Consider the following 25,106-nt stretch of genomic DNA (forward strand, 5'->3'; position numbering starts at 1 on the left):
GCTCCAATTAGATATAAGCGCCCTCGCCGTATGGCTGGGCGTCGAATGTGCCTTTATAGGCAAAGGGATGATGGTTAAAGCGAATCAAGCTGGCTTTGACGCCTTGTGGTCTGGGGATTAAATCAAATAGTTGAATAAGCACTAAGATATTGGCAGGGATCTGCTTATCGACCCAGATAGTTTTCATGGTCATATCCTGCCCATCAATGATGGTAGAATTGACATCAAGAATGTAATCAACGGCAGTTTTGATTTCATCCAATGTGGCATTGGTGTTGTTTTTCTGGATCTTGGCTTTGATTAATATGCGATAGAGATAATCCGATACCGGTACTTTGCCGATTTGCTCATGGGGCGCTTTATATGGCGCGACATTATAAGGCTGTGCGCCGCCGGTACCGTTATAAGCAAATATGGATAAGTAATCACTACGGATAAGTGGCCGCCCAGTAAATCCGGCAATACGGCCACAAATATCCAGCTGGTCACCCTCAGCATTATCTATATCCAGCAGATTATTGATTTTGTTGATCTGCTCCTCAAGAGAGGATTGGATGATATCCGGTAAGGTATTTATCCACTCCACTAATTTCGGCGCGTTTTTATATTGTAGGTAAATCCGTGATAGCGCTTTTTTACGGTGGTTATACATAGACCACCTCGATATTCTCAGCACTCAATATGCCTAATTGGTTAAATTCAATCCTCACCGCACTTTTGTTGACCTCATTAACAGAGGTACCTACAGTGATATCATTCACAAAACCATTACCGGCCACCAAATAATTGACCGGGGTAAATAAGCGACCAGCCCCAATACTTTCACCAATTTTAAAGCCCAACTTAGAAAAACCATTGGTTTGATCAAAGCCGGTAATGCTGTACTCCACAATCGCCTGTTTTATCTCTTCGTTAATAAATTCGCTATTACTGGCGATCTCTACCCGTACATAAATTGGTATCAGTTGAGGCCGAAAAAAGGTTACGGTGATCGGGTTACCTTTTGGGGTAACAGTATCCAACGAGATTTTATTGGGGAAAGTGTTATAACGGTTTAACCCACAACCGGGGCTTTTATTGATGGCAATGCTGTTAATAACATCCTCGATGCTACCGCCATCAACAAATATCGCCATTGAGTGACCGAGTACCCCATTCTCGTCGGCTTGATCCTCAAAATTTTCATAAATCCGTGCTCGTTTAACATCATCAATATTCACCAGCGCAGCATAAATATTATCAATCTGGTTAGAGCCAGGTAGTGCCACTGATTCATTGCGCCGAATGCGAAATGCGTTATTGGTTTCTTTATCCAACCCCATTGAAGCTGCAGTGTTATTTGTCACCGCTGTAATGCCGCCGATCGGTGTGGCGATAATGGTTAGATTATTACTATTGGCCCCCTGCGCACCTGCCAGCGTACAAGTGGCATTCACTGTCGCATTCCCTGCCGCGTCAGTAACAACATCACCATCGGTCGCCCATAAGGTATTAGTCGCCCTATTTCTGATTAGTGTCCCAGCATTAATCGGAGTAAAAGCGATACCGTGAAAATTAACGGTAGCCGTTGAATAGGTCGCGCTTTTGCGCTTGATTCCGGCAAATGCGGCAATGCGGTCTAATTGCTGGTCAATTGCTGAATTGGGATCAGCGGCGTGATAGGCATTAATAACTGCTTCATCCAGATTGGCTAATGCCTCACACCAGACCGCTATTGCCAGACCATCTGGTGATTCTGGATTAATATTCCAGCCATCATCAATAGCAAGATAGCGCTGGCGCATAGTATCCAGATATTCACTCAGTGTGGTACCGCTGGCTCCGTCACGATTAATGATTGCCATCAGACAAGATCCTCAGTGAACAAAAAATCAAATGCATCGTTATTAATATCAATCACCGCGGCAAATATCGTAATTTTGCGATTCTTCATATCGAGATCCATTTCAAAGCGGTTAATAGTCAGCACGCCTTTGGCCGCTAATAAGCGCTGTTTAATATTGGCTTCGGCAATATCGCGTGAGGTTTTGCCCAATATGCTTTGGAACCACGGTGTTCCCTCCGTGGCATCAAGAAAATACTCGCCAAGAAATAACCGCAGACAACAGATAATGGCTTGCCGGGTTTCTTCTTTACTGTTAGCAAACTGGCTGCCGTGGGTAACAATGTCGCCATCTTGGAAATTGCGGATCACAGTGCCTCCGGAAACAAAAAGCCCCAGCATAAGCCAGGGCGATAATAGGTAGGATTCAATCAGGATAATGAGGTTATTGCGGCCCATCAGTGCGATCATTGCCGTGTTGTACGCCGCCGTGATCGTGGTCGCCAACTTCCAGCTCGCCAATCGCCAAGCCACCTTGGGTAACCTTAGTGCGGCCATTAAGGGTGGTTTGCCCATCATTGGTAAACTCTGGGCCGCTATAGCTCATGCCAGATTCGGTAAGCGCCAATGTAGTACTGCCAGCAGTCAAAGTCATTCCACTATCAGTGAGGTGAATACGCACCCCGCCACTTTTGTTACTTAAACCAATTCCCTCGGTCGGCAAGCCCTGACTGAGCCAATTGTCGATAGAACGTTGGCTAAAATGAATATAGCCCTCGGTACCTGGCGGCAATTCATGAAAAACCGTCCATTCGGCACTACCAGAAAATTGCACCGGCACATGTTCGATAACGGGGAGTGTCTTAAATTGGCCGTCACCGATATGACGTTGAATGCCGCACTCCACCACTGCGCGTTGCAAATCGGCGTTATAACTAATGACTTTACCGGGCATGCCGATCATCAGGTCACGCACCATATCGCGCTTGAGCAGCATCATGGTGCTATACAGCGGGTTGCTCTCAATCATCATTACCTCAGGGCATTCTCCATTGACTGATCAGCGTAGTTTTCCACGTATCACCCCATAAGGTGCCTTCGTGGTAGGTACGCAGCACATTAAACTGGCCGGTCTGTTGTTGAATATTCGCCAGATTATTGAGGTCGGTGTTATACATGCCGCTGAAATTAATCGTCCAAAAACTCGACGTAACATTAATCACATCGGCCGGCTGAATCTGATAATTCATTTTGACGTCAATTTCCATGGTGCTGAGATACCAGCGAGGCACACTTTCCATGCCGTTCTGAGCGGTTATATCGTGGGTTACCCCTTTTCTTGCTGCTCCTTCTCTACCCAATAAAACGCGTGTTGGCGTTAGCATCCAGTAATATTTCCAGTCCTCCCGTAAGGCATTCAAAATATCGCGGCACAGTCGACCACCGGCATTATAGGAAAAGGCAAAACGGGGAAGATCTGAAAAATCACCAATCACTTCAACATCAAGGCCAAACTCACCTGCGACATCTTTCAGCATTTTTATGGCGGGAGTATTGACTCCCCATACTTTAAAACTGGCGGTATTCCATGCCAGCCCCATCGTGCGGCAATATAACCGCAGGCAGGTATTTACCCCCTCTTTGACCACTTCGACATTGTGAATCCGTCCGCTGAATATCGTGCCGATGTTGTCGCCATAACCGGCTTTTAATACCAGGTTGCCATAACGTTTTTCTTTGTCGTCATAGCGCTGGATCAAGGCGCGGGTGCGCGCTGAAATGCCATATAGAGTGATTCTGGCGGTGGCATCAACATTTTGTGGGGTATTATCAACAGCAAAACGGATCTCTAATGGTGGCTGATAGGTAAGCTCATCACCACTCACCGGGGTAATGGTCAGTAAGTAATTACGGCCAAAATAGCTACTCATTATTGGGGTACCATGTCAGACGATTATTAATACCAAGATTGGCTATAGTCGGGGTCTCCCCGGCTAATATCAGCGGGCCAATATCGGTATTGAGTCCAGCCAGTAAATTAACGCCAACATGCAAAGCACGCCCTAAAACTAGCGGCTCACCCTGCTCATAGATATCGACGCAGAAATAATTAAAGCGGGTGAGCCAATGCAAACGAAATACCAGATAGTGATTATTTAATTGCACGCGGAAACGCTGCACGGCGTAACCGTTGTTTAGCGGAATTATTTTCATTACGTGGCCTCGACAAAGACTTCACCAAATGAATATTCACGCTGCCCCTGAGTGGCAGCACTATCGCCATAGGGCAAGTTGTCATTAGTTTCAGCGACCGTATCGTAAATAATATTGAGCTGCAATAGTTCAACCACAATCTCCAACCCACCCTCATTCTCTTTTTTCAATTGGGTACGGGTATTGGTGATCAGGCAATTTTTATAGGCGGCCCCCCGGCTGGCCACTAATTCAAACGGCGTATGTGAACGCTGCAACTCACGCAATTGCTCGAGTAAATTTTGCGAACGGGTTGAGCGCGATTGTGATCCCAAGCTGCCGGAATACAGACTGGTGCCAACTGAAGCAGCCACCCCTGCCAGCGCCGCTGCCCGACCAGAAAGCAAACTGGCCGCCATACCGGTAGTGATACTGGCTCCGGCCCCCAGTAGTCCGGCAATGCTGCTATCTTGCTGGGCCAGCAGTTCACGAAACCAGTTATCGGACACACCGATAATCATGGTTAGTGCCAGCGCGCGCGTTACGGCGTTATCGTGAGCGGTATTCGCATCTTCCAACGGAAATTCACTCACATCAGTGCGTAACTCACTGGACTCTTCTAATAAAGCATCAAAATAGAGATTGCCGATTTTCGGACGGTTACGGGTAAATAATCCGGTAATAGCCATTAATAATGCTCCGTATGCATCATGTCTCGTGCCTGTTGGGCCAGTTGGGTAGTCGCCTGTAACACCCCGTTACGGATAGATTCCGTATCCCCCCCAACAGTGCCAACATGGATAATATTGTGTTGTTCTAGCCTGACATCACCACGGGGAGCAGATGCGGCGATTGATTGCGCTGGGGTAATCTGACGGTCGCTGTAGCCCTGAATATCTTCCCATGAGCGTTTCGGTTGGTCGTAATTCGATGATGGCAATGAGGCCCAAACACTACCAAGTCCTCCGGTAGCCTCAGCAAAATTACCGTTCACTACATTCTCTAACTGACCAGCACGTTGAATGAGAAACAATGCGGCAAGATCCTGACTGTGCGGGGAGAAGTCCGTTAAGTTTAGCGATTTAGCTGCATCGTCCCAAGAATCGCGGGTGAATTGATAGCGCCCGGCAGCGGAGGTTTTATTTTTTGTACCGTCGGTTTGGGTGAAATCTTTTAATTGCCGTGGATGGTCGCTAACATCATAGAACTGGTCACCGCCAAACATCGTGTTATACCCCGAATTGGCATAACCAGCGGTTCCCTCGGCTTTGGATAACACATCCAAATATTGGCGAACAACAGGATCATCAACCAGATTATTGAGATGATTTGTATTATTGCCAGGGGGGTACTTTACGGTATTTAAATCCCAACTCTGGTTATTGATAGAATCATCAATCTGATTGTTAAGATAGCTCGTCTCATTAGCATAGGGATCTCTTGGAGCTTTTAAGTCCCGCTTCTGATTATTGATAGAATCATCGACCATATTCGTCACATCATCGATATCATTAACCCCACTATTCCCACTTTTACTCTCTGAGGAATGTAAATTTAACTTATTTTTGGCTAAATTCTGACGCCTGAGAGCCTCGGGATTACTCATTGCTTTAGCATCTTCGGCACTGGTAAAAATATTGCCCGGCGTCAATGCAGCCGCAGCACCGATAGTGACCGGATTGACTAACAGCCGCGACAGCCAGCCGCGCCCACCCGCTGCACCTGCGGGTGGTTTCCCGCCACCGGGCAACATACCGCCGACAAATTTTAATGCACCAGCGGTACCGGCCAAACCAGCCGCAGTCAGAATCGCTTTGGAGACTTCTGGGTTTTCCTTAATAAACTGATTAATACTTTCTAATAACGCATTGATGATTGGCAGCAAGTCCCCCCCCATTGAACGGGCCAGATTGTCAAAGTTAGTCGCCAGATCTGCCATCTCTTTATTAAACTCGTTGGCTGAATCAATGAGCTTGGGATCGAGCGGTTTATATAACTCCTCAAAATTTTTCAGTGAAGCATTAAGCCCCTTGCTACCTCCCTCCAATAAGCGGGTAAAAGGATCATTATCACCGCTGCCAATTCCACTGCGTAAATTTCGCCGCTGGTCATTATCCATTTTGCCGTAAGCATCAATAAGATACTTGAGCGAGTCCATACCGGTTTTATTGGCAAATTCAGTCGGGTTAAACGCGCCATTCCAATAAGCTTTGTCGCCTAACTCTCCTTGCCTGGCACGTTGTTGCAGGTCAGGGATTTTCTGCACAATCTGATTTGCCGCATCCGGGCTAAGGCCAAGACTGCGCATCGCATAGCGTAGGCCGTCAATCTGCTTAACGGTAAAATTGGTGATTTTACTCAGCCGATCCATTTCTAATACTGAGGCAGATAAATCCGCAGTCAGGGCTTTTAACCCAACACCGGTACCGGCTGCGGCGGCCAGTTGCAATATGCCGTCTTTAATCCCTTTAACGGCATCATTGGCGGTTTGAAAGCTCTTTGCATCTGTTTCCAGGCCAAGGGAAACCAATAGAGAATCAATTGTCTCTGACATGGAAACCTCATATTTTAGGTATAAAAAAACCCGCGCAGTGGCGGGTTTGATGATCAAGTCAGGAATGTAATACTGGCGAGAAGTTAATTGTACATAATTATTATTCGATATCTTTTTTGCTTCTAGCTATTTCTTCCTTGATAAATTCTACGCTTCCTTTTTTGATATCTATATTTTTGCGACACTGTTCAAATTCGGTAGCAACCAAAGAGAAATCCTGTTGAAGCTGATCATTTGGTAAAAGAGAAGATACTCCACGACTTATATCTTCTGAACAATTCACCATTTGCATTGATAATTTAAACATAATCCACTGAAATCCATAGATTGATGATGGAACGCCCAACACGAAGGCTACGAGTCCTATGATTAATTTGTGTTTAAAATCCATGCGATTTAGTGTCACTCTGTAAAAAGATAATGATATTAGCTAATGCCAAATATTTCCGTTTGTTATATGTAACCTGAAAGCAAAAACCCGCCTGAGCGGGTTAGGTGAGCTAATCATCACTTTGACTTAATCGTCCAATCGCAAACACAGATGCCAAGCCTATCAGATCAAGTGTTATTAATGTTCCAGCGAACCATTTATCGCCTCGCCACGCAAAAACAACAGCAATCACCAAAATAAATAAGGTGATAGAGTAAGCCATCCACTGCCCCCTTCTATCCTTCCCAATCGCCCCATTAATGGCTTTATCTTGGATTCCATGCCTGGCTGCTTGTTCTCTTTCCGTTAGGCTGAAAATTCTTTCCGCTGCGCCTGGGAGTATTTTTTCATATTGAGATAGCATTTGCGGTGGCGGCAAGGGGCCTTGAAACATGGATATTTGACGCTTAATACTTGGTTTTTCCAACAAACGTTCAAGTACTTCGGGCTGTTCAATAAGTTCTGATTCAATCTTGTCGACCAGCTCTAGCTCTTTACTATCCGTGCTTTGTTGGCAATCCAGCTCTTTCTTTGGATTTTCCGGAGCCGCTTTTGATTTTTTTCCATATGATTCAATTACTTTTGCCATATCATTAGAGATAGCTATTAAGTCACCGTGAATCTGCTCACTATCACTGGCAGATTTCACATACTTTTCGTAATTAGTCGAAGGCATGATATCCATGATGCTACCAGCAGCGCGTAAGTACCTACGAGTCGATCGCAACATATATCCTCCGCTGTTCATGCATGTGCTTATGTTGATCATAGCCAAGTGTATTACCAATGCTCATCTTTGAGCAACTAAAGGTTGGGTTAATTTAAATTAGTTTAAGTTGGCCTATCCAAATTTAGCTTGTCCCAAGTACAATTTGCTAACACATAGGCTAATCATTCTTCGTCACCACTACCGCCGCAATTTCATCCAACACCTCATGCATCAGTTGCACATCATCAATGGTGTAAGTGCCATCCAGCATATCTGACCATCTTGCCAGTGGCGGGCAATGTTGCCCGGCACCGGCGCAAGGTCGCCATAAAAACCAGTCTACGCGGGAGGGTGCTGCGGATTGTTTTCCGCGCTTTTTCCCTCGCCGCTGAGTTGCCAAAAAGGGCCGATATTTTCCCTCAGTACCTGCCCCAGCAATACCAGGTAATTATGGGCTTCATCTTGGAACAGGTTTTCGCCCACCGGGATATTATCGGATTGGCGAACGATGCTACCGCTGTTAAAACACAGCTCTTTCAAGCGGTTTAAGCTCATCATATCGACGGAAGCTAAACTGGCGGCCATACCCATTGCGGTGACATTGGGGTTGATCGCCGGTAACAAACCAGACTTAGCCGCGATTTGCAGCATTTCGACCTGATCTCTGGCCGGTGATGTTGCCCCGCGAAAAAGGGTGTCACCGATCACGACTTCAATTTGACGCCCCATAATTAAGTTTCCTCAGAGTCAGCAAATTCAAAAATAAATTGTTCATCAGACACACCACTTTTTCCGGCGCGGGTGGCTGAACCGCGGTTAGTCATGATGCCGTCGAACCCGGCAAAGCGTTCATCGGTGCCGGTCTGTGAAAAGGTAAAAGTGGCATCAATACCGGATTTCTCCACCGCCAATAACTGGCGTGCCTGTACCGAGCCAGGGATCAGGTTGATGGTCAAGCGCTTGGCGCGAGTTTTATTGTCCAGCCGAACCGAAGTGCCACCGATACCGCGTTTTAGCGCGGCACGAGGTTCTAAATCTTCAATGGTGATCGGTGGGTCGGTATCACCAAAATCATCAATAGGAATACCAAAGACGGTGAGGTTAGAGCCGTCAGCGCCGTATCTGTGCATGGTCATAAGGGATTACTCCACGGTGGCATTGATTTCAGCGATATGACCGGCACGGCCTAAAATCACTAACAAGGTGGTTAATGGGAAAACACGCTTTTTGCGTTGGTCGGAGGTCAGCGAAAGGACATCCTCCGGGCGGGAGCGGATAACAAAACCAAAATCAGCGACTTTAGTCACGCCATCGTCAGGATCAACATAAGAGCCAGTACCGAGCACCCCGTTATTGAAAAAGCGTTTGCAGGTGGTAGCAACCGTAGACAGTAACCCGTCATAGTCGCGTGGTGTCAGTGCGCGCTTGGTGCCGACATTAGCAATGTAGTTGTAGCCATCCACCTGAATATGGTTTTTCAACACATCCAGATTGACCACATCATCAATAAACTCGCCATAGGACGACATCGATTTACTGTTGATCACTCGGCTGTTATCAATTTGACCGGCCAGTTCAATTTTGGTGAAAAACACCGCGTTTTTGGCTTTTAACGCATTATAAGCACTGGTGGCCATATCATCACCCATCACCCCCGGTAACACCTGATACTCGCCGGTAATAGCGGTGTTTAACCCTGTTGGCCTGAACTTATGGAATGCGGCGGCCAGTTGCACCATGGCATAGGCTTGGGTCGGGTCAGTAGTGACGGATTCAGCGGTTTTATAGCCAGCAAACACATGGCGGTTACCTTTGCTTTTCAGCAGTGATACCACATCCCCCACCTTGTTCTGGTCTGCAATGTCGTTAGCGCTAAATGTCCACCAGACCGGATGGCTATTAGCATCAGACCAATCGGCCAACTGGAGAATAATGTCATTGCTGGTTAAATCGCTGGCTTTAAAGAAGTAGTGATAGCGCCAAATACGATCAGTGGCGCTATTCACAATTTCCAACAGTGAATTTTCTTCGTTTTTCATCCAGACGGTAATTTGTGGCGGCTTGGGAATTTGCGCAAAGTAGCGGGTGGCAATGTAATAAATCGGGCTGTCAGTTTGGAAATCAGCGCCAAGTTCTGGCAATGATGCATAGTCACGGAATGAATCTACAGCAAACTCGCCCTCATCAACTAAATCTGACGGATCAGCAAAAGTAAGTGCACTGGAAAAATCACCGTAGCCCAACCCTGCCGCCGTCAGAATAAGATTGACGGGGATAATATTATCAACCGGATAAGCCATAAGAGCTGTCTCTTTCTCTAATTTGAATGTCAAACCCTGCGGCGCGTAACAGCGCGTAGGATCTGTTTTTTTCGATAAATATATGGATATCAGCCTGATAGCGTGGCTGTAGCCCGGCTTGTAACAATCCGGTGAGATTTCGGAAATTGCTGGAGAAACGCCAGGCGATCTTGTGACGAAACAGATAGTCACTGACGGGCGCCAGAAAATTGGCATTGGCTAAATGCATGGCGGCAGTTGCCGCACCGCTATTGAGCAAATTGACCGACAGCAAAAACTCCATTGAGGTACAGACTGTTTCTTGCAAGTCTTGCCACTCCTCCCCTAGCGCCGGATCAGTTTCAGCAATGGCCGGGATAAATTCGCGCTTGCGCCGTATTTGCCCATAGGCTCGAACCGGCACCGGGTTATAAGTGGCATATAAGCTATTACCGATTGGTGGGTTACGGCCTTGATCGGCTAATACAACACGGTCGAGGGGGACAGCAGCAGCGAGTGAAATGAGTTGCTGAAATACCGGATACATCTCTTCAATGGTTTCCATCAGCCCGCACCTCGATAGCGCTCAACCAAGGCACGGCAAAAACTGCGCCAAGGCCGGTTAAGGTGCCGAACATCAAGCCAATTTCAAACGGTTTCGGGAAGCGCACATGCTGATCGCCAATCCATGCATGCCAATAGGTGTCTTTATCCCAGTCCTGAAGCTCTTCATAGCGTTTGTCGTCCCAATTCAGCGCCATCAGTGCCAGTGAGGCGGCGGTGATCATGCCGCCGCGTTTCAGCACTTCGCGCGGGTTCTCTTTGATACCTCGGCCTAATTTACTCAGCCCCTGCATGCGGGCGTTGAAGAACGGCAGCATATCACTCAGGTTTATCATGATATTGCTGGCACCCATCATGCTAAAGTCCATCAAATCACGCGATTCAAATGCTGCCTGAGCCTTACTTTTCCCTGATTTAATGGCGGCCTCATAAGTGGCCAGTCGGTTAGCATTCTCCGCCGCTTCGCTGAGATTTTTATATTTATGCAAACCCTGTTCAATCTTGCCCATCACCTCTTTGCTGTTACGGGCAATTGAGGATTCGAATTCGTGGATTTGACTGTCGTTGTAACCTTTACGCCGTAGAACACTACGAATGGTTTTAGCAGTCGATGCCGGATCATAAACATTCGAATAACCACCACCAAAAGTGGCACCGGCAAACATCATATCCACCAGGCTATCATCAGTGCGTAATGCTTTTTTAAATCCGGCCCATGAAGCGGTAACTGGCTTAAAACCATCTTTGTTAATGGCCCATGAATGAATAGAGTCACGCATAAAGTTACGGATGATAAAGTCAGGCATCGATGTAGTGCTGACGGTCAGCACCTTTTTAGCTTGGCGGGCCGCTTTCATAAAGGTAGAGTTACTGCGCTCAAGGTCTATCATGGTAAAGGCGCGATACAGTTCCGGATCATTACCGCCTTGACCTTGAGCGGTACCCGTCGATACGCCAACAAACCCCGTGACTTGGGCTCTCCTTTTTGCCATCTGAGCAGTTTCTTTTGCTGTGGCCCTTGCCGCCTCTTCAGGAAGCACCTTAATTAAACGATTGTAGGCTCCCTTTTCAGCCATCCTTTCAACCGCATTAGCCCCTAGCTTTGCCCCACTTGCCGTTAAAAACATTTGCGATATTGATGGGATTGCATTAATCATCCATGCATCTTTATCGAATAGGCCAGCACCAGCTTTAATTCCAGTAACATTTTTATTTTTGTCACGTTCAAAAGTTATAAAATCCATCGCCGCAGCTTCTTTAGCGCCCTCGCTATAATTGCTTTTGATTTCTTTCGAAGCGCTTTGAGCAAGATCACCCACCCCACCAATCACTGCATTACCAGCACGTGATAACAGATTGCCGCTGTTCTCTTGCATCACCCTCAACATTTCAGGACTAACCGGAATATCAATCAGCGGTTTCTTTTCACCACTTCGATATTCTGATGCTTTATCATCTAAACGCTGATTACCCGCCTTAAATAACTGAGCGTTGCCACTAATGATATCTGTTGGTGCCGCCGCAGCGGAAAGAAGTACATCTTTTAAACCTACGCTAGGGTCATTGGCCTGCGGCACTTTTGACTGTCGCCCAGCAGCCTCACGCGCAGCCCTAACGACACCCCAGTCGAAACCGGTATTCGCATTTTCACCGGGCTGCTGGATATTAAGCGTTTCACGATTACTGTTAGTTGTTTGTTCTTCTGGACGTTGTTGCTGCGGATCGTAGGTCATTTAACAGACTCCAAATTTTAGGCATAAAAAAAGCCCCACTAAAAAGTGAGGCTTGGCATCTTTCTGTAATTTAGCACGTTACAGATTCCCAACAAGGTCTATAATTCTGTCGTTCATGACTTTTACGTTGAATTGATAATAATAATTAACAACTTAATTACTACTTTTGGTAAAGGAAATGCTTAAAATGCGTACGTTGTATGTTCTCATCTGTCTGATCTCTATATCTTTCTCTACCACAGCAGCAACATACGAAGTATCAGTAACCCGAAAAGACAGTAATCTTTATGTAATCGATGGTAAAAATACACTGATTCAAACCAGGTACTGCTACACCTATGCTTATTCAGAAGATGCTTACCTTCGTACTGAAGGGTACAGCGACAAGTTAATATTTATAGATAGCAAGGACTCGTGCGATGTTCAGAGAATCCTAGGGCCGGTTAATTTGAACACGGGAACATATGAAGTACAGGTGAGTCGAGAAGATGATAATTTGTACAATATTTTTGGCACAGACAATTTTATTATAACCTCTATGTGCTTGAATTTAGCGTTGGCAGACAACGCCATTCTCAAGATTACCTACGGCTCAAGCGGTACACTGACATTTGATGATGGTGATTCCTGCCAGGTTGAAGGTGTTTATGGAAAAATGAATTTGTAGAGTTGGGACATAAAAAATTAACCTTAACATTGAAGTTACACGCAAATAAAACAGCAGACGCAATACTTTTATAAAAAAGACAGGATAAAAAATGGAAGAAATAACCAACTCAGTAAAAAATGCCATATCAAAAAGGCTTGATAGTCCTTTGTTTGGATTCATAATTCTAAGTTGGTTTGCGGCCAACTGGTCAAATATTCTCTTTGTCTTATTCAGTGAAAGAACAATTGAGGAAAGAATAAAAATAATAAGTAACCCTACCTTATTGAATTACTTTTTTTATTTATTACTTCCGGTTTTAATAGGAGTTTCACTAGCTATAATTTATCCATACGCTCAGGGATGGATCGACAAAAAACATGCTAAAGCGATAGAGCTAAAAAGGGAACGTGAAAAATTCAACAAACAAAGGGAATATGAGGACCTCATTGATTTGGCTGAAATAAAAGCAAAATCAGAAAACGCCACTTTAGAAGAAAACACAAGAATTCAACACAAAAAAGAATTAGTGCAAACAGAGCATAAAGCGGAAATTGAACTCATCAATAAGAAAAATCAAGCGGATCTTGATGCAATTGAAGCCAAGAGTGAAATGGACATAAGTACATTAAAAGAAAAACATCAGGTCATGAGTGATTCTATCATCCAATTGGATAATGAAATAAAAGAGAAAAGAGAAGAGTTAATAAAACTTGAACATAGCCTAAGTGTTAAAAAAGATGAAGTATCTCAAGAATATGACCATCACCAATTAATACTAAAAGCTTGCGAAGATATAATTACACTAGCCAACAAATACAATGATGTCAGTGACACTCAGAGCTTTAAGAAAATAACATTAGATATATCACGCATGATTATGTCACAGAAGAATTTATTATCACGTAATAATTTAATCTTAAAGAGTGTTCATTCAGGTTAAAACATTGCCCTTTAGGTGCTAGTTCAGCAATAATTAGCTAATGGGGCTTAAACTATTAATTATCTTTCAGCTGATAATCGTTGTATTTCCCTTAACTGCTGAGCAGTATTGCTATTATCGGTTGGAGCATTTTGAACTATGCTGGGTGGTGCACTCTGAAGCTGCCCTTTCACTTGCTGCCGCTGTTGTTTCCATGCCATAAAGGCCTGTTGATCTTGTGGGTTATTCAGATCTGGCACTTCACCAAATTCTTTTTGGTACTCCCCGGCAAATGCCTCCAATTCAACCGGGTCAATGCCGGATTGATTCTGAGAACCACGGCCCCCACCAACACCATAGAGTTCAGAAGCTTGCTGGCGGCGTTGCTCTGAGTTGCTTTTTATTTCCTGTTTTGCGGCGGCCAGTTGCTTCTCATCCATCATGGCCCCGTCTTTATTCAGCGCGGCTAATTGCTTACTTTCATCTTTACCAATATCCAGCAGCTCTTTGCGGTAGCCTTCACTTTCCTGACGCATGGCGGCTTTATCCGGCGGGTTAACCATACTGCCAATGAACTTGGCCCTATCTGGTTGGTTGAGCTGACCAACCATCTGGCTGTAACCTCTGACTTTATTCATAAACTCATCGATAGGGATTTTCGCTACCTGGTTGTCATTCACATCAGCGGAACCGAATTGAGTCATAGGTTTATTGGCGGTTGAACCATCGCTATAGGTGACTTTCAGGCCGGGGATAACAAACTTACCATCTTCGCTGATGCCAATATGGGCCAGTTCTTTGCTCTTAATCTTCTTGCCAGACTCCGGATCGACTTCATCAATATTGCGCTCAATATAAGGGGCCAATACAGTATTCATCGTCTTTAATACTTTCGGATCGTTATAGTTCATTTCCCCGGAGAGCACTTTCGGCATAATCTGGTTAATCTCCATCACGTTATTGATGGCTTCCTGACCAAAAAAGCGGGACGGATGAAGCGGATTATCCTTTGATATTTGCCCATACAATTGAGGATCAACCTGACCGGTGGTTTCAATCTGCTTATACAGCGCCTGAACAACCGGCATTTCTTCTTGCATGCGCTGCTGGCGTTCAGCTTGAGAACGCTGGAAATTAAACTCGCTCTTACGCATATTGAGTTCCTGCGCCCGCATGCCCAAACTGGCATTGGCCGTGCGCTGACTCGCCTGCGCTACCCGCGAGGACGCGAGGGTAAACGGGTGAGAAAACAGTTCACCACCAAAGGTGAGGCGCTATCGTATGAAAGCTACACCATGGAACAGGCCAGACATAAACCCTGGTTAGGTGAGAAAGAAGATCGCCGCAAACTGCTGGAATTGATTGACCTTTGGTACCAACTGCATGGCTGCTCTTTAAGTGATAAAAAGGGTCGGCTGGCTAAACTGGAGATTATCTGTAAGGGCTTAGGTAACCCGATTGCAGCCGATATCACACCGAAAGATTGGGCGCACTATCGTGACCAGCGGCTAAGAGGAGAAATAAATAACGGCTACAGCACCAGCCTGCGTACCCGCATGGTTACCACCGGTACGGTAAACAGTGAACAGGCTTATTTGCGCGCGGTGTTTAATGAGTTAACGCGGCTCGGCGAATGGAGCCTCCCTAACCCACTGATGAATATTCGCGAGTTCGACCAACCCGAGCGGGAAATGGCGTGGTTGAATGATGATCAGATTGACAGCCTATTAGCCGCGTGCGACCTGCATGGTAATCCTGAATTAACGCTCATCGTGCGTTTGTGTTTATCCACCGGTGCCCGCTGGAATGAAATTGCGAAAATGAAAGCTTCGCAAGTCTCCCCCAATAAAATCACCTTTATTAATACCAAAGGTAAAAAGAACCGCACTGTTCCGCTATCAGAAGATATGTATCAAGCGCTGGCAACTCGCAAAGGCAAACCGTTCGAGCCTTGTTATAAACAGTTTTATCGGGTTATTCGGCTAGCACAGATTGAATTGCCCGTCGGGCAAATGACCCACGTTCTGCGCCATACCTTTGCCAGCCACTTTATGATGGCCGGTGGCAATATCATCGTGCTACAACGCATCCTCGGCCATTCAGATATTCGAGTCACCATGCGCTACTCTCACTTCGCGCCAGACCACCTGGAAGACGCTATTCACTTCAACCCATTAGCCCGATTTGAGCGTGGCTGCAAAGTGGCGATAGCGGATGAAATAGCAAGCAATGAAGAGTAACAGGGTGCGAGGTAAGTGACTGATATTTATGTATATGATTGATTTTAAAAGATGAATAAAAAAAGACCGAATACGATTCCTAAAGGTGAGAATTCTTAAAATTATCTATATAAAACAATAAGATAATCAGAATTATGACCTTTAGTACACGTTTAACACCGTCTTTAAAAGATCAACATGATCATATACTTATCATCTATTTCGAAAATGCTCGGGAAAAGTTCGGGCGCTAAAATGAGGGAAACATGACATCGACACTATTTATAGTCAGCCTAATACTAACCGCAGTAATGGTCACCATCCACCCTGCTCTCTGCGTTCCTTTTGTTATCGCTGCTTACTTGCTTGCAGGTAAAGGCAATATGCACATGGACAGTAATACCAGTATCATCTTGGGTATCATCGGATTTATTCTGTTATTGGTTCTGTTCGTTATTGTTAATGATGCCTTCAAATAATTGCTGATGTTGTACTGACAGACAGCTAAGAGCGAACATACCCGTCCAAAATTAAGACGGTCATGTCACAATCAACGAAGAGCAGGTCAAAGTTACTTTAGTGCAGTATTACTCAGCTATGGAAGTCGAGTATTGAATAAATCCATGTAATATTTGATTTTAAAAATTCACAGCAATAGAATGGTCACAAAATTTCCTTGGAAAGACTAGCATCTACCCCCTCAGAGAGCGAGTGAATGATTGAAAAAGGTAATTACTTCATTGATAGTGTTGGGGAAATTGGCTCCGGAGGCTGCGGTGTTGTAGACAAAGTAAAAGTTTACAATTCTACAAAGGATCATTATACGTGGTACGCTAGAAAGACATTTTCACCAAGCGCAGATAATAATACAACCGAAATAAAAGCAGTTGCGAATCTCAGAGAGCGATTTTTAATAGAAATAGAAACACAATGTAAACTTAATTTGCTGAACCATGATTCTATAGTTCACATCTGTTTATATGACACAGAGTTAGAAAAACCATTTTTCGTAATGGAATTAGGTGACTCTAATTTGGAAAGTGATATTGAATCAAAAACTCTTAACGATTATGAAAAATGCCAAGCTGTTTTATCAATTTTGAGCGGATTAAAAACTGTCCATGAAAACGATTATATTCATCGTGACTTGAAACCAGCCAATATTATACGATTTCCTGGCGGTATATATAAATTAACTGATTTCGGACTTGTTAAAGATCAAGATACTTTGCGAGCCCAAGTTAAAACTAGATTTGCGCCCAATGAACTTGGCACCGAAGGTTACAGAGCTCCAGAAAGCATTGAGAGTGGGGAATTCTACAAGGAATCCGATATCTATGCTTTTGGTAAAATTCTAAAAGAACTGTACCCAAATCCAAATACTGAACTCAAGAAAGTTATTAGCAAATGCACTGCTTATTTTTATGATGAACGGTATAGAGATATCGACTCGCTTTTTGTTGACTATTCTAACTCAATTAGGTAATGCTTTATGTTAAAAATTAAAGAATTAGCTTCTTTTTGCTTAGCAAGACCAGATAAATTAATCAACGAAGATGCTTGCTTTGTACCATTTATACATAAAAACAGTAGGATAGTATTCGCTGTTGCTGATGGTGTTGGCTCATATGAAGGGGCTGGTAATGCTTCAGCAATCGCAATAGAATGTTTATCTAATGAGTTAGAAAACAATGAGTTTTCAGTTGACCGTGTTTTCGAGACAACTAAATTAAAACTTAACGAACTTTCTAAGAGTCATGGTCAACTTTCAAAGGCTGCAACAACTTTATCGATCGTATCTATTATAGGCAATAAATTAGAAATAACTCATATCGGTGACAGCAGAGTTTATTATAAAGACGCCAATAATAAACTTAAAAAATTAACACAAGATCATACTAAGTATCAGGAACTCCTTGATTCCAAGGAATTTAGTTTTAAAAAACTTAAAGAACACAAGACAAGGTTATCTCGCGTTCTAACTAAAGCTATCTCTAAAGATCATGATGTGAAATATGATTATTACACATTAGATTTAAATGATATTCCGAAACATGATGACTGTATTTTCCTGTATGCAATGACCGATGGAGCATATAGTTTTTGGGAAAAACGTCCTAAGTTATCAGATAAAACCATGTCAAGCCCTTCATCTTATGCTTCTAGTCTTAAGAAAAGAATAGAGAAAACTGGCGCAGAAGATGATTATACATTAATAGCACTTAGTATATCGATTTGATGAGATAGGGCGTAAGCCCTATCATAAAATTAGTCAGTATTTTTCTTGGATAGGTCAGGTGCACCGGGAACAATTTGGTTTGGTGCTAATATTTCAAGAATATTTTTTGTACCTTCAGAAATAATTAAAGTGCGTTTTTCTGGCCCGGCAAAATACCCCATAATAGCGACAATAACACCTAACGTGAAAGCTGAAGCCAAGATACTAGGTAATCCACTAAACGCCCATTTTAAAGGCCTAATTAAATAACGTTCTTGCCATGTTTTCTGGCTGAGGTTGTATTCGTTTACTTTTTCAATGTAACGCTTAACTGCGTTACTTCTCAAGTCATCAATTTGTGATTTTAATTTTTTAATGGCCTCACTATGTTCTTTTTTTAATTTGTTTGTTTCTGCTTCATATAAAGGTGTGACATGTTCTGCTGCTCCTTTCGCCACTTCAAGGAAAAGAGCCTGAGCTTTAATTCGATAATCCTCAAGACCAACTAGCAAAGTTATTTCATGAAACTTATCAAGTTCCTCTTGAATCAATTTTTCACTCCAACCTAGATTTCGACAAGCTTCTGCAAGTTGGTTTTTCTTTACTTTATAAATTGCATAAGCCATCAACTCTTGAGCATCGTCACCCGAAGTTACTAATTCATTGAAAACCCATTTCTTTTTCGATTGAGTCATTTTTTGCCAAAAAAGCCTCATCTAAGGCTTTGAAATTTATTTTGTAGAGACGACTTTCTTGAAAGCATTACCAAATATTCTAGTAGCTTGTTTACTAGTAATGGCAGTCGAACCCGTTTTGATGTTACTTGCTAATTCAGCAGAACTATCAGCATTGTTACGCAACACATCCTCGGCAGGAGATGTAACTATAGATTTAGCTTTTACACTCTCTAACACTGAGGCGGAAATCTGTCGTAACTGTTTGTCTGAAAGCTTAAATAATGTAGGCATGATTACCTCCTGTTCTTATTGTTAGTTTACCACCAATTTTTTTATATATCACGGCTTGAATGAGGTAATCGCAGGTTGGTTGAAAGGGGACGATCATTAAGCCCCAGTTCGGTTCACCATTATGTATTAGAACGCGCTCACCTAAAATATGTAATCAAAACCATCTATGACCATGGCTACATTGCCTTGCTCAAAAGTTAATAAATCAGGGAGTTCTTTCAAACTCCCTTTCAATTCACTTATTAAAATACGGATTCACCCTTTCCACCGCCTGCTGTACCAGTTTATTTCTGGTTGCCATCAACCGGTCAATCTTTTCTCTTTTCTGATCAGCCGTTAGTATCCGGTCCCGCCTCATCATTTCAATCTGGGCATTCAGTGCTTTCACTTGCTTTTGCGTCGCTGTTAGCCCCTGACGCTGCGATAACTTCCCTCTATTGTCCTCTATCAATTCATTTGCATCATCGCCACGCCCCTGCTTACGGAAGCTGTTAATAGTGCTATTAATCTGATTGGCTTCAGTCATCATGCGGTAAAAATCTTCTGTGAATTGGGTAGACTTAGCCGGATCAGATCCCCTGAAGAATGATTTAATCACCGGTAACTCATCCAAACGCATGGCCGGGGTTTCGCCGTAATCTTTCAGGTTACGCATCAGAAGATTGGTCGCGCCCATCACATAACCCCCCAAGCTGCTGGTATATCCCATAACAATATGATCCAGCATCTTAGGTGACATATTGGTAGCCTGCCCAACTTCACGCATTAACAGGCTGGTCTGGTCGTTATAACGAGCACCCGCAATCAAATTGCTGTCTGCCATGTTCTCAATCGGGCCACCTTTGAAGAAATCATAGTTAACATAAGCTTCAGCAATCGGCATGGCGACTTGCGGGATAGGGTTGAATGCCATGGTTTCCATAAAGTTATGCGCCACCAGCTTGCCGAATTTAGCCCCGGTATCTTTACCGCCCAGCGCACGAATAAATCGCTCGGGTAGCCTGACCAAAAGAAAAACAAGTAGTTGCAACGTAACCAACATTATCCAGCTTTCTCAGCCAGCGAAACTGCTCAGCAGATGTTAATCGGGACTTTACCTTCATCTCTATCCACAACCCCGCATAGCCGCCACGCGGCAGCGCCAGAAACAAATCCGGCACACCCTTCCTCAATCCAAGTCGCTTTGCATCCCTCGCCGCCTTTGGTCCACGTTTCCCCTCATTGGGTATATGGATAAGATAATCCCCTACGCAGATACCATCGATAACAGTTTTATCTGCCCACTCAATCAGCGCGGCCTGTTCCTCGGTTTCCGCCTGGTGGTTAACTTTACGAACCTTGCCGTTGCGTACCTCAAGCTTGGCTTTTATACGAACAAGATCGATAACATCAATTTGATTTATCAACTTTGCGTCAGCTTATCATCCAATAGATAGTTATATTTCTCTGGAAGAAGAGCGAACTCCCCCCAGCCCAAATCAGATAAACATAAACCTATTCCGCTCCTTTTCACTGTGCCGTACATGAAAATATAGCGCCCTCGACTATCTTCGTTTATATGTTTATCTTGAGCATCTTTATTTTTCTGCTTAAAATAGAAATCAGCGTAATCTTTGTTATATTCCCATGCTAATTTAGTCATTCGTATTGATGAGTCCCAAGGCCTGCTCGAACTGCTTTGTATTTTTCCATAATATAGTCTTGGCGAATGGGTTACATCTTTCACTGTATTTATATCAACTAATAATCTATCAAGACGTTCTGCATTATTTTCACCTGGTAGAACGAAAAATTTATAGTAATTATTGTCAAAATTTCGGCAAAAACCTGCCACAGTGGTTATTACACTTGGTAGAGAGAACGACTTACCTGTATGCCTACCGATCGCGACTTCAGATAGACCACCATCGATATCCTCAAGATGGTTTTGATCGTAAGTACCAAGTTCAGATTTCTTTATTTCAGGGCGCTCAGTCACAAATGCCTTAACGATTGCCAATTGATCATCTGAAATTGCTTTTTTGGCTTCTTCCTCGCTTAAATATTTCTTCCCTTCTGCTGGCTTAGAGCGCAAAAAACAAGGTACGTCACGGAACGAACGTAAGTGAGCAAAACTAGCATTCCGACCATTTGTAGTCATTTCCTTATGTTTTGGTCTTCTAGTTAGCGGGGTGAAACATTCGGGGCAAAAAATGGCTTTATCCATTTCAAGGGTAAATTCACTAGGCAATACACTTTGCCCCTGAGATTTTAACGTCGGAATTGAGTGTACATTCCTATCCCACGTTGGATGAAAATAGGCAAATTTGATTCTGAAAGTACTTTGATCTTCCATTCTCTTTACCAAATAAATTTTAATGTGAAATAAGTCTTATCAATTGTTCGTTAGTAATTCAATGACAAAAATCACTATTTGGCGAGTTGAATTACACCACAATCAATAAATTTTTTAAAAGTTGAATATAAAGCTGCCAAAATGGCCTCTTCCCTCTCTCCCTCCCGCCATTCATACGGCACCCGGCCATCAATAACATCATGGCAATCTGAGCACCCAAATACGGCCCAGTAGTCATCTGACTTATACCCCATGCCGTGGGTTGAACTGGGCAGATGGCACAGTACCGTTGTTTCTGGGTTACTGTTACAGATACCGGGGATCTGGAGCGTGCAGCATTGGCCCCGCGCAGAATCGCGCAGGGCTTTACTTCTAAATGCCGGAGATTTCATATCAATACTCCAGCAGCCGATTAACTGCCTGTTCCATTTCATACTCATTATCAAAGTGCTGCCCTAATGTCTCATTCCAGATAACACCGGCCACGCCTTGATAAATCCGGTCAAAAGCGCCCTGATCCATATTCACAAACGCGATACTCCAACGCTGCTTCAATGTACCACCCTCGGGGTTGGGCATCAGGTCATAGAATCCGGCCTTGATCATGACGTGGTTGAAGTAGGCAGCATCAGTCTTTACCGCCTCACCATCAAACCTCTTCTGGCGCTGCCTGATTACCCTGTCTAATACCGCTTGAGCAATAGACCTGGTAACATTCTCATAGAGTTCTGGATCTCCAGCGGCACTACCTACAGCTTTAGCCACTTCATGGGCTATCCATTCCTCTGGCGCACTAACAAAGGTCCAATCCGGTACCCAATATGAGAAACCCAGCTCCAACAATTTCCAGAATTTACGGTGATGCTTCAGGTTGCGCCGGTCGCCAATTGGACTCATTGAAATTGGAGTGCCCACAGGCACCCCTTTCATCGTTTCGCGATCATGATCAGTGGCGTACTTGATTCCACCACCAGGCAACAGGACGCCCAGCACCTCAGTCTTTTTCTTTCTCGGGGACTTAGTTCGCGGTGCTGTTGTCATAAAGTATCCTCCGGCTCTATGAGGGATAGTCTGGTGGCATTTGGTGCCTGATCACCCCAAACGTCCCAGCCGGGCGATGAAGTGCGCGCAAATAGTTCTATACGACGAGCATTTTTGAATCGCCGCTCGATCTGTCCACGAAAGAAATGAGGCTTGCCGGAATGGATACCGGTATATCTTTCCTCATAGACGGTGTACTGGTTGCGCTCTGTTTGGTTGCCGCAGACTTTACCCCGCGTGAACAACAGTAAAAATTCAGCGTCATTCATTCCCCATGGTCCCACAACGCCGTGCCTGCTACCCGTATGTTTCTTCTTTTCCCATACCTTATCGATCCGGATGAATTTAAAGCCCCAAGCAGCACCGACAGCTAGTGCCTCCGAAACCATGGCGCCCGTCACCCACATGAACAGCGCAGCATTTTGGCTGGCGATGCTTTTAACCTGCATGCCGCATAGTTCTGCAACTGACATTGTTGAGTAATCCAGCAGAACCCCTCTATTTGGCTTACTTCCATACTGCCACGGCGGATCGGCATAAATGACATCGTATAGCGGCGATGGCAGTGCGGCGGCAATTCGCTGTCCGAGCCAATGCATGACATTGACAGCCATGCTGTTGCCAATAGCCTTGTAGCGGGGTCCATCTGATGCTGCGGCGCAACATTCCTCAAACGTCTTCGCTCGACCACCGCGCATCTGATATTTGGCATAATCTTTGTCCAGCTTTTCAGGGCGAATCGCACGACCGTAGGGAATTAGCGTGTGGTCATCTGGCATACCCTGCAGGCGCTCACACTCACGAGGGGTAAGGCGGCGAACTGCCATGGTTCTAAAATCGCAAATATTGCGCTCTTGCGCCCGGCCACCGCCGCATGGAGCGGTCAGTGCGTAGGCTAAGTCTCCGTTCGTTTCGAGGGATCGCCCACTTTCACGACCGCGCTCTTGAAATGCCAATACAGCTGGGTATCCCTGCCCCGGCTTGCCGCCCCCAGCAGATACAGCACCCGTTATTTGTCCGTCCCCATTCTGTAATCGAACTGCTTCTGCGAAAGCATATGCTATCGCTGGAGGTTGCCCGCCATTGGCATTGCTCTCACTACTATTACCAGCCCTTAGAGTTGGAGATATTTCAACAGAAGCATCCCCACCTGAATCTTTAAAACTAAAAGCATATAGTGGGCCATGAGTGATAGGAATATGACCGCCCCCCATCCCCATTGCTTCAGTTAACGTTGGACAGACGTCAACTCCCAAGCCAGCATTGGGATGCTGTCCACCCATTATTTCCTGCTTATTGGGGAAGAGAACCGCAGGTATATTGTTGCACTGTAATGAGCCACTAATCTCACCAAGTCCAAGCGTCGATGATGTATTACCACCAGCTTGCCAGTTAAAAACCGCAAGATGTTCGTGACTTTCCTGCGGTCTCGCTCTCAATACTCCACATCCAGCCGCCCAATAACCCGCACCAGTAGAGCTAAATACCTGAGGCACTATGCGGCCGGTATAAGCATCTTGCCCGGTATAAGCATCTTGCCCGGTATAAGCACCTGGGTGAGTATGGAACGGTAAACCGTTCTTTCCCACCTTTTTGCGGGATAGCAACTCCCGCCGGATGTCAGAGGCTATCGTAGCCCCTGCCGTTATACCGGCAGGTTGATAAATTGTGGTCATTGGTCAGTCCTTAAATATCTTTGGTGATTACACACATGGACATAAACTATGAATCGTTTCTTTTTTTAGTCCGCCACGGAGGCGCAATGTCCAGTGATAATTCCCTTAGTTACATTAGAGCCTTGGTCGATGTTGTCGCCATTACCGTGCTATCCGGCAGTGATGAACAACATAAGCTCCGTATCAAGATAAGCTCCGTATCAAGCAAAGTCTGGATTCCATCATGAATCATCCGACACTGGAGATTTCACCTGAGGGTCAGGAATTATTTGCTCACTTTGCTGCCCTTCTGGATGGTTCAAGCAATGAGGTTTTCCTTTCAGCACGACTAAGCCAAGATGCTCCAGATCCTGAAAACTCACACTCCGCCCCCCATTTACGTTTGTTGAGCGGGGGCAAAGAGGAGTAACAGTTTTTTGTGTCTTTCGTTTGGCTCTCCAGTTAGCAAGCCAACGCTTTGGGCTAATAGTCATTGGTCAGTCCTCTATCTTTACTGATGAGCTGGTTTGGTCAGAACCAGGCTAAGGTTTTCCGGGTTACGGCCATAGTCGGCCGGGTTATAGGTGTATGGGATGCAGGAAGATAAATGGCACAACAATGCAATGTCTTCTGGCACACCTTGTGAGCGCCACTTACCGACTGCTTGCCCAGTTCGTGGCTTACCTTTTGCAGGGAAGCGGCGGCCAATCTCCGCATTACTGCCAATTTCAGATTTCAATATTTCATACAGTTTCATAGAAACCTCCTCACTAAGCGTAACTAAAGTGTCGGAATCAAGCAATAGCACAACGAAAACA

Annotated in this window: 33 protein-coding genes and 1 pseudogene; 8 read left to right on the forward strand and 26 right to left on the reverse strand. The window is 44.7% G+C overall.

The annotated features are described in order from the left end of the window. Positions 1-7 precede the first annotated feature (7 nt). The 15 genes from OVO64_RS00195 to OVO64_RS00265 form a co-directional block, all read right to left on the reverse strand. Positions 8-652: a DUF2612 domain-containing protein gene (locus tag OVO64_RS00195; RefSeq protein WP_145510123.1), complete on the reverse strand. Its 645-nt coding sequence runs from the start codon at positions 650-652 to the stop codon at positions 8-10. Continuing rightward, positions 645-1,844 (reverse strand): baseplate J/gp47 family protein, encoded by a 1,200-nt coding sequence (locus tag OVO64_RS00200; RefSeq protein ID WP_145510124.1) that lies wholly within the window; start codon positions 1,842-1,844, stop codon positions 645-647. The genes OVO64_RS00195 and OVO64_RS00200 overlap by 8 nt, the downstream gene beginning before the upstream one ends. Beyond that, the gene (locus OVO64_RS00205; protein ID WP_267248606.1) at positions 1,844-2,356 is read right to left on the reverse strand and encodes a hypothetical protein; all 513 of its coding nucleotides are present in this window, start codon (positions 2,354-2,356) and stop codon (positions 1,844-1,846) included. The genes OVO64_RS00200 and OVO64_RS00205 overlap by 1 nt, the downstream gene beginning before the upstream one ends. Further along, positions 2,268-2,855: a Gp138 family membrane-puncturing spike protein gene (locus OVO64_RS00210; RefSeq protein WP_267248498.1), complete on the reverse strand. Its 588-nt coding sequence runs from the start codon at positions 2,853-2,855 to the stop codon at positions 2,268-2,270. The genes OVO64_RS00205 and OVO64_RS00210 overlap by 89 nt, the downstream gene beginning before the upstream one ends. Positions 2,856-2,859: 4 nt before the next feature. Continuing rightward, positions 2,860-3,753, reverse strand: a complete 894-nt coding sequence (locus OVO64_RS00215; RefSeq protein WP_050094888.1) for a hypothetical protein — start codon at positions 3,751-3,753, stop codon at positions 2,860-2,862. Then, positions 3,746-4,036, reverse strand: coding sequence for a phage baseplate plug family protein (locus tag OVO64_RS00220; protein WP_050094889.1), 291 nt, complete (start codon positions 4,034-4,036; stop codon positions 3,746-3,748). Before OVO64_RS00220 ends, OVO64_RS00215 begins: the two co-directional genes overlap by 8 nt. Further along, positions 4,036-4,704 carry a phage baseplate protein gene (locus OVO64_RS00225; protein ID WP_019079697.1) on the reverse strand — a complete coding sequence of 223 codons (669 nt, stop codon included), beginning with the start codon at positions 4,702-4,704 and terminating at the stop codon, positions 4,036-4,038. Before OVO64_RS00225 ends, OVO64_RS00220 begins: the two co-directional genes overlap by 1 nt. Beyond that, positions 4,704-6,569, reverse strand: a complete 1,866-nt coding sequence (locus OVO64_RS00230) for a glycoside hydrolase family 104 protein (protein WP_145510125.1) — start codon at positions 6,567-6,569, stop codon at positions 4,704-4,706. Before OVO64_RS00230 ends, OVO64_RS00225 begins: the two co-directional genes overlap by 1 nt. A 100-nt stretch (positions 6,570-6,669) precedes the next feature. Next, positions 6,670-6,876 carry a hypothetical protein gene (locus tag OVO64_RS00235; protein ID WP_145510126.1) on the reverse strand — a complete coding sequence of 69 codons (207 nt, stop codon included), beginning with the start codon at positions 6,874-6,876 and terminating at the stop codon, positions 6,670-6,672. Positions 6,877-7,069: 193 nt separating this feature from the next. Next, positions 7,070-7,684, reverse strand: a complete 615-nt coding sequence (locus OVO64_RS20485; RefSeq protein ID WP_323744634.1) for a DUF2335 domain-containing protein — start codon at positions 7,682-7,684, stop codon at positions 7,070-7,072. 363 nt (positions 7,685-8,047) lie between these two features. After that, entirely contained in the window at positions 8,048-8,437 is a 390-nt protein-coding gene (locus OVO64_RS00245; RefSeq protein WP_050291215.1) for a hypothetical protein, read from the reverse strand. Positions 8,438-8,439: 2 nt separating this feature from the next. Continuing rightward, positions 8,440-8,844 carry a hypothetical protein gene (locus tag OVO64_RS00250; protein ID WP_025378479.1) on the reverse strand — a complete coding sequence of 135 codons (405 nt, stop codon included), beginning with the start codon at positions 8,842-8,844 and terminating at the stop codon, positions 8,440-8,442. A 6-nt stretch (positions 8,845-8,850) separates the two neighbouring features. Then, positions 8,851-10,008, reverse strand: coding sequence for a DUF3383 family protein (locus tag OVO64_RS00255; RefSeq protein ID WP_145585480.1), 1,158 nt, complete (start codon positions 10,006-10,008; stop codon positions 8,851-8,853). Beyond that, positions 9,992-10,552: an LIC_12616 family protein gene (locus tag OVO64_RS00260; RefSeq protein ID WP_267248499.1), complete on the reverse strand. Its 561-nt coding sequence runs from the start codon at positions 10,550-10,552 to the stop codon at positions 9,992-9,994. Before OVO64_RS00260 ends, OVO64_RS00255 begins: the two co-directional genes overlap by 17 nt. Next, complete coding sequence (locus OVO64_RS00265; RefSeq protein WP_267248500.1) at positions 10,539-12,284, reverse strand: LPD38 domain-containing protein; 1,746 nt, start codon at positions 12,282-12,284, stop codon at positions 10,539-10,541. Before OVO64_RS00265 ends, OVO64_RS00260 begins: the two co-directional genes overlap by 14 nt. A 187-nt stretch (positions 12,285-12,471) precedes the next feature. Here OVO64_RS00265 and OVO64_RS00270 point away from each other — a divergent pair, with 187 nt between their 5' ends. After that, a complete protein-coding gene (locus OVO64_RS00270) occupies positions 12,472-12,951 on the forward strand; it encodes a hypothetical protein (RefSeq protein ID WP_053012590.1) in 480 nt (159 codons plus the stop codon). A gap of 91 nt (positions 12,952-13,042) precedes the next feature. Beyond that, positions 13,043-13,873 carry a hypothetical protein gene (locus tag OVO64_RS00275; protein ID WP_053012591.1) on the forward strand — a complete coding sequence of 277 codons (831 nt, stop codon included), beginning with the start codon at positions 13,043-13,045 and terminating at the stop codon, positions 13,871-13,873. Between the two features lie 59 nt (positions 13,874-13,932). On the opposite strand, the gene OVO64_RS00280 is transcribed toward OVO64_RS00275, so the two are convergent. Further along, positions 13,933-15,006 carry a hypothetical protein gene (locus OVO64_RS00280; protein ID WP_267248501.1) on the reverse strand — a complete coding sequence of 358 codons (1,074 nt, stop codon included), beginning with the start codon at positions 15,004-15,006 and terminating at the stop codon, positions 13,933-13,935. Between the two features lie 33 nt (positions 15,007-15,039). Here OVO64_RS00280 and OVO64_RS00285 point away from each other — a divergent pair, with 33 nt between their 5' ends. From OVO64_RS00285 to OVO64_RS00300, 4 genes are all read left to right on the forward strand, one after another. Continuing rightward, the gene (locus tag OVO64_RS00285; RefSeq protein ID WP_323744639.1) at positions 15,040-16,092 is read left to right on the forward strand and encodes a tyrosine-type recombinase/integrase; all 1,053 of its coding nucleotides are present in this window, start codon (positions 15,040-15,042) and stop codon (positions 16,090-16,092) included. Between the two features lie 245 nt (positions 16,093-16,337). Continuing rightward, complete coding sequence (locus OVO64_RS00290; RefSeq protein WP_145586462.1) at positions 16,338-16,550, forward strand: hypothetical protein; 213 nt, start codon at positions 16,338-16,340, stop codon at positions 16,548-16,550. Between the two features lie 236 nt (positions 16,551-16,786). Further along, positions 16,787-17,557, forward strand: coding sequence for a protein kinase domain-containing protein (locus OVO64_RS00295; RefSeq protein WP_145586460.1), 771 nt, complete (start codon positions 16,787-16,789; stop codon positions 17,555-17,557). 6 nt (positions 17,558-17,563) lie between these two features. Next, the gene (locus OVO64_RS00300; RefSeq protein ID WP_267248502.1) at positions 17,564-18,310 is read left to right on the forward strand and encodes a PP2C family protein-serine/threonine phosphatase; all 747 of its coding nucleotides are present in this window, start codon (positions 17,564-17,566) and stop codon (positions 18,308-18,310) included. Between the two features lie 29 nt (positions 18,311-18,339). On the opposite strand, the gene OVO64_RS00305 is transcribed toward OVO64_RS00300, so the two are convergent. The 9 genes and pseudogenes from OVO64_RS00305 to OVO64_RS20585 all read right to left on the reverse strand — a co-directional run. Then, positions 18,340-18,984 carry a hypothetical protein gene (locus OVO64_RS00305; protein WP_145586303.1) on the reverse strand — a complete coding sequence of 215 codons (645 nt, stop codon included), beginning with the start codon at positions 18,982-18,984 and terminating at the stop codon, positions 18,340-18,342. A 36-nt stretch (positions 18,985-19,020) separates the two neighbouring features. Then, positions 19,021-19,257, reverse strand: coding sequence for a hypothetical protein (locus OVO64_RS00310; protein WP_145586301.1), 237 nt, complete (start codon positions 19,255-19,257; stop codon positions 19,021-19,023). A gap of 235 nt (positions 19,258-19,492) precedes the next feature. Next, positions 19,493-20,299 (reverse strand): LPD38 domain-containing protein, encoded by an 807-nt coding sequence (locus tag OVO64_RS00315; protein ID WP_267248503.1) that lies wholly within the window; start codon positions 20,297-20,299, stop codon positions 19,493-19,495. Continuing rightward, positions 20,223-20,663, reverse strand: coding sequence for a VRR-NUC domain-containing protein (locus tag OVO64_RS00320; protein ID WP_267248504.1), 441 nt, complete (start codon positions 20,661-20,663; stop codon positions 20,223-20,225). The genes OVO64_RS00315 and OVO64_RS00320 overlap by 77 nt, the downstream gene beginning before the upstream one ends. Then, positions 20,660-21,592: a hypothetical protein gene (locus OVO64_RS00325; protein ID WP_145586259.1), complete on the reverse strand. Its 933-nt coding sequence runs from the start codon at positions 21,590-21,592 to the stop codon at positions 20,660-20,662. Before OVO64_RS00325 ends, OVO64_RS00320 begins: the two co-directional genes overlap by 4 nt. Before the next feature lie 74 nt (positions 21,593-21,666). Then, positions 21,667-21,984 carry a DUF1364 domain-containing protein gene (locus OVO64_RS00330; RefSeq protein WP_145586257.1) on the reverse strand — a complete coding sequence of 106 codons (318 nt, stop codon included), beginning with the start codon at positions 21,982-21,984 and terminating at the stop codon, positions 21,667-21,669. A gap of 1 nt (position 21,985) precedes the next feature. Next, positions 21,986-22,633: a DUF1367 family protein gene (locus OVO64_RS00335; RefSeq protein WP_145586255.1), complete on the reverse strand. Its 648-nt coding sequence runs from the start codon at positions 22,631-22,633 to the stop codon at positions 21,986-21,988. Continuing rightward, on the reverse strand, positions 22,630-23,211 hold the full coding sequence (locus tag OVO64_RS20580; protein ID WP_416371386.1) for an MT-A70 family methyltransferase: 582 nt from the start codon (positions 23,209-23,211) through the stop codon (positions 22,630-22,632). The genes OVO64_RS00335 and OVO64_RS20580 overlap by 4 nt, the downstream gene beginning before the upstream one ends. After that, positions 23,197-23,733, reverse strand: a pseudogene (locus tag OVO64_RS20585) (phage N-6-adenine-methyltransferase); the annotation flags it as partial. The pseudogene OVO64_RS20585 and the gene OVO64_RS20580, both read right to left, overlap by 15 nt. Before the next feature lie 662 nt (positions 23,734-24,395). Between OVO64_RS20585 and OVO64_RS00345 the strand changes: the two are divergent. Both OVO64_RS00345 and OVO64_RS00350 read left to right on the forward strand, forming a co-directional pair. Next, complete coding sequence (locus tag OVO64_RS00345; RefSeq protein ID WP_186379533.1) at positions 24,396-24,536, forward strand: hypothetical protein; 141 nt, start codon at positions 24,396-24,398, stop codon at positions 24,534-24,536. Continuing rightward, the gene (locus OVO64_RS00350; RefSeq protein ID WP_145586243.1) at positions 24,533-24,718 is read left to right on the forward strand and encodes a hypothetical protein; all 186 of its coding nucleotides are present in this window, start codon (positions 24,533-24,535) and stop codon (positions 24,716-24,718) included. Before OVO64_RS00345 ends, OVO64_RS00350 begins: the two co-directional genes overlap by 4 nt. Positions 24,719-24,799: 81 nt before the next feature. Here OVO64_RS00350 and OVO64_RS00355 read toward each other — a convergent pair whose 3' ends face one another. Next, complete coding sequence (locus tag OVO64_RS00355; RefSeq protein WP_053012621.1) at positions 24,800-25,045, reverse strand: hypothetical protein; 246 nt, start codon at positions 25,043-25,045, stop codon at positions 24,800-24,802. Between the last annotated feature and the right edge of the window lie 61 nt (positions 25,046-25,106).

The organism is Yersinia sp. Marseille-Q5920 (assembly GCF_946902935.1).
Taxonomy (GTDB): Bacteria; Pseudomonadota; Gammaproteobacteria; order Enterobacterales; family Enterobacteriaceae; genus Yersinia; species Yersinia rochesterensis.

What these genes read in the sequence shown, in the direction of transcription:
- OVO64_RS00195 (WP_145510123.1), bottom strand. Translation starts at nt 652, where the DNA reads ATGTATAACCACCGTAAAAAAGCGCTATCACGGATTTACCTACAATAT.
- OVO64_RS00200 (WP_145510124.1), bottom strand. Translation starts at nt 1,844, where the DNA reads ATGGCAATCATTAATCGTGACGGAGCCAGCGGTACCACACTGAGTGAA.
- OVO64_RS00210 (WP_267248498.1), bottom strand. Translation starts at nt 2,855, where the DNA reads ATGATGATTGAGAGCAACCCGCTGTATAGCACCATGATGCTGCTCAAG.
- OVO64_RS00215 (WP_050094888.1), bottom strand. Translation starts at nt 3,753, where the DNA reads ATGAGTAGCTATTTTGGCCGTAATTACTTACTGACCATTACCCCGGTG.
- OVO64_RS00220 (WP_050094889.1), bottom strand. Translation starts at nt 4,036, where the DNA reads ATGAAAATAATTCCGCTAAACAACGGTTACGCCGTGCAGCGTTTCCGC.
- OVO64_RS00225 (WP_019079697.1), bottom strand. Translation starts at nt 4,704, where the DNA reads ATGGCTATTACCGGATTATTTACCCGTAACCGTCCGAAAATCGGCAAT.
- OVO64_RS00230 (WP_145510125.1), bottom strand. Translation starts at nt 6,569, where the DNA reads ATGTCAGAGACAATTGATTCTCTATTGGTTTCCCTTGGCCTGGAAACA.
- OVO64_RS00235 (WP_145510126.1), bottom strand. Translation starts at nt 6,876, where the DNA reads ATGTTTAAATTATCAATGCAAATGGTGAATTGTTCAGAAGATATAAGT.
- OVO64_RS20485 (WP_323744634.1), bottom strand. Translation starts at nt 7,684, where the DNA reads ATGGATATCATGCCTTCGACTAATTACGAAAAGTATGTGAAATCTGCC.
- OVO64_RS00245 (WP_050291215.1), bottom strand. Translation starts at nt 8,437, where the DNA reads ATGGGGCGTCAAATTGAAGTCGTGATCGGTGACACCCTTTTTCGCGGG.
- OVO64_RS00250 (WP_025378479.1), bottom strand. Translation starts at nt 8,844, where the DNA reads ATGACCATGCACAGATACGGCGCTGACGGCTCTAACCTCACCGTCTTT.
- OVO64_RS00255 (WP_145585480.1), bottom strand. Translation starts at nt 10,008, where the DNA reads ATGGCTTATCCGGTTGATAATATTATCCCCGTCAATCTTATTCTGACG.
- OVO64_RS00260 (WP_267248499.1), bottom strand. Translation starts at nt 10,552, where the DNA reads ATGGAAACCATTGAAGAGATGTATCCGGTATTTCAGCAACTCATTTCA.
- OVO64_RS00265 (WP_267248500.1), bottom strand. Translation starts at nt 12,284, where the DNA reads ATGACCTACGATCCGCAGCAACAACGTCCAGAAGAACAAACAACTAAC.
- OVO64_RS00270 (WP_053012590.1), top strand. Translation starts at nt 12,472, where the DNA reads ATGCGTACGTTGTATGTTCTCATCTGTCTGATCTCTATATCTTTCTCT.
- OVO64_RS00275 (WP_053012591.1), top strand. Translation starts at nt 13,043, where the DNA reads ATGGAAGAAATAACCAACTCAGTAAAAAATGCCATATCAAAAAGGCTT.
- OVO64_RS00280 (WP_267248501.1), bottom strand. Translation starts at nt 15,006, where the DNA reads ATGCGTAAGAGCGAGTTTAATTTCCAGCGTTCTCAAGCTGAACGCCAG.
- OVO64_RS00290 (WP_145586462.1), top strand. Translation starts at nt 16,338, where the DNA reads ATGACATCGACACTATTTATAGTCAGCCTAATACTAACCGCAGTAATG.
- OVO64_RS00295 (WP_145586460.1), top strand. Translation starts at nt 16,787, where the DNA reads ATGATTGAAAAAGGTAATTACTTCATTGATAGTGTTGGGGAAATTGGC.
- OVO64_RS00300 (WP_267248502.1), top strand. Translation starts at nt 17,564, where the DNA reads ATGTTAAAAATTAAAGAATTAGCTTCTTTTTGCTTAGCAAGACCAGAT.
- OVO64_RS00305 (WP_145586303.1), bottom strand. Translation starts at nt 18,984, where the DNA reads ATGACTCAATCGAAAAAGAAATGGGTTTTCAATGAATTAGTAACTTCG.
- OVO64_RS00310 (WP_145586301.1), bottom strand. Translation starts at nt 19,257, where the DNA reads ATGCCTACATTATTTAAGCTTTCAGACAAACAGTTACGACAGATTTCC.
- OVO64_RS00315 (WP_267248503.1), bottom strand. Translation starts at nt 20,299, where the DNA reads ATGTTGGTTACGTTGCAACTACTTGTTTTTCTTTTGGTCAGGCTACCC.
- OVO64_RS00325 (WP_145586259.1), bottom strand. Translation starts at nt 21,592, where the DNA reads ATGGAAGATCAAAGTACTTTCAGAATCAAATTTGCCTATTTTCATCCA.
- OVO64_RS00330 (WP_145586257.1), bottom strand. Translation starts at nt 21,984, where the DNA reads ATGAAATCTCCGGCATTTAGAAGTAAAGCCCTGCGCGATTCTGCGCGG.
- OVO64_RS00335 (WP_145586255.1), bottom strand. Translation starts at nt 22,633, where the DNA reads ATGACAACAGCACCGCGAACTAAGTCCCCGAGAAAGAAAAAGACTGAG.
- OVO64_RS00345 (WP_186379533.1), top strand. Translation starts at nt 24,396, where the DNA reads ATGTCCAGTGATAATTCCCTTAGTTACATTAGAGCCTTGGTCGATGTT.
- OVO64_RS00350 (WP_145586243.1), top strand. Translation starts at nt 24,533, where the DNA reads ATGAATCATCCGACACTGGAGATTTCACCTGAGGGTCAGGAATTATTT.
- OVO64_RS00355 (WP_053012621.1), bottom strand. Translation starts at nt 25,045, where the DNA reads ATGAAACTGTATGAAATATTGAAATCTGAAATTGGCAGTAATGCGGAG.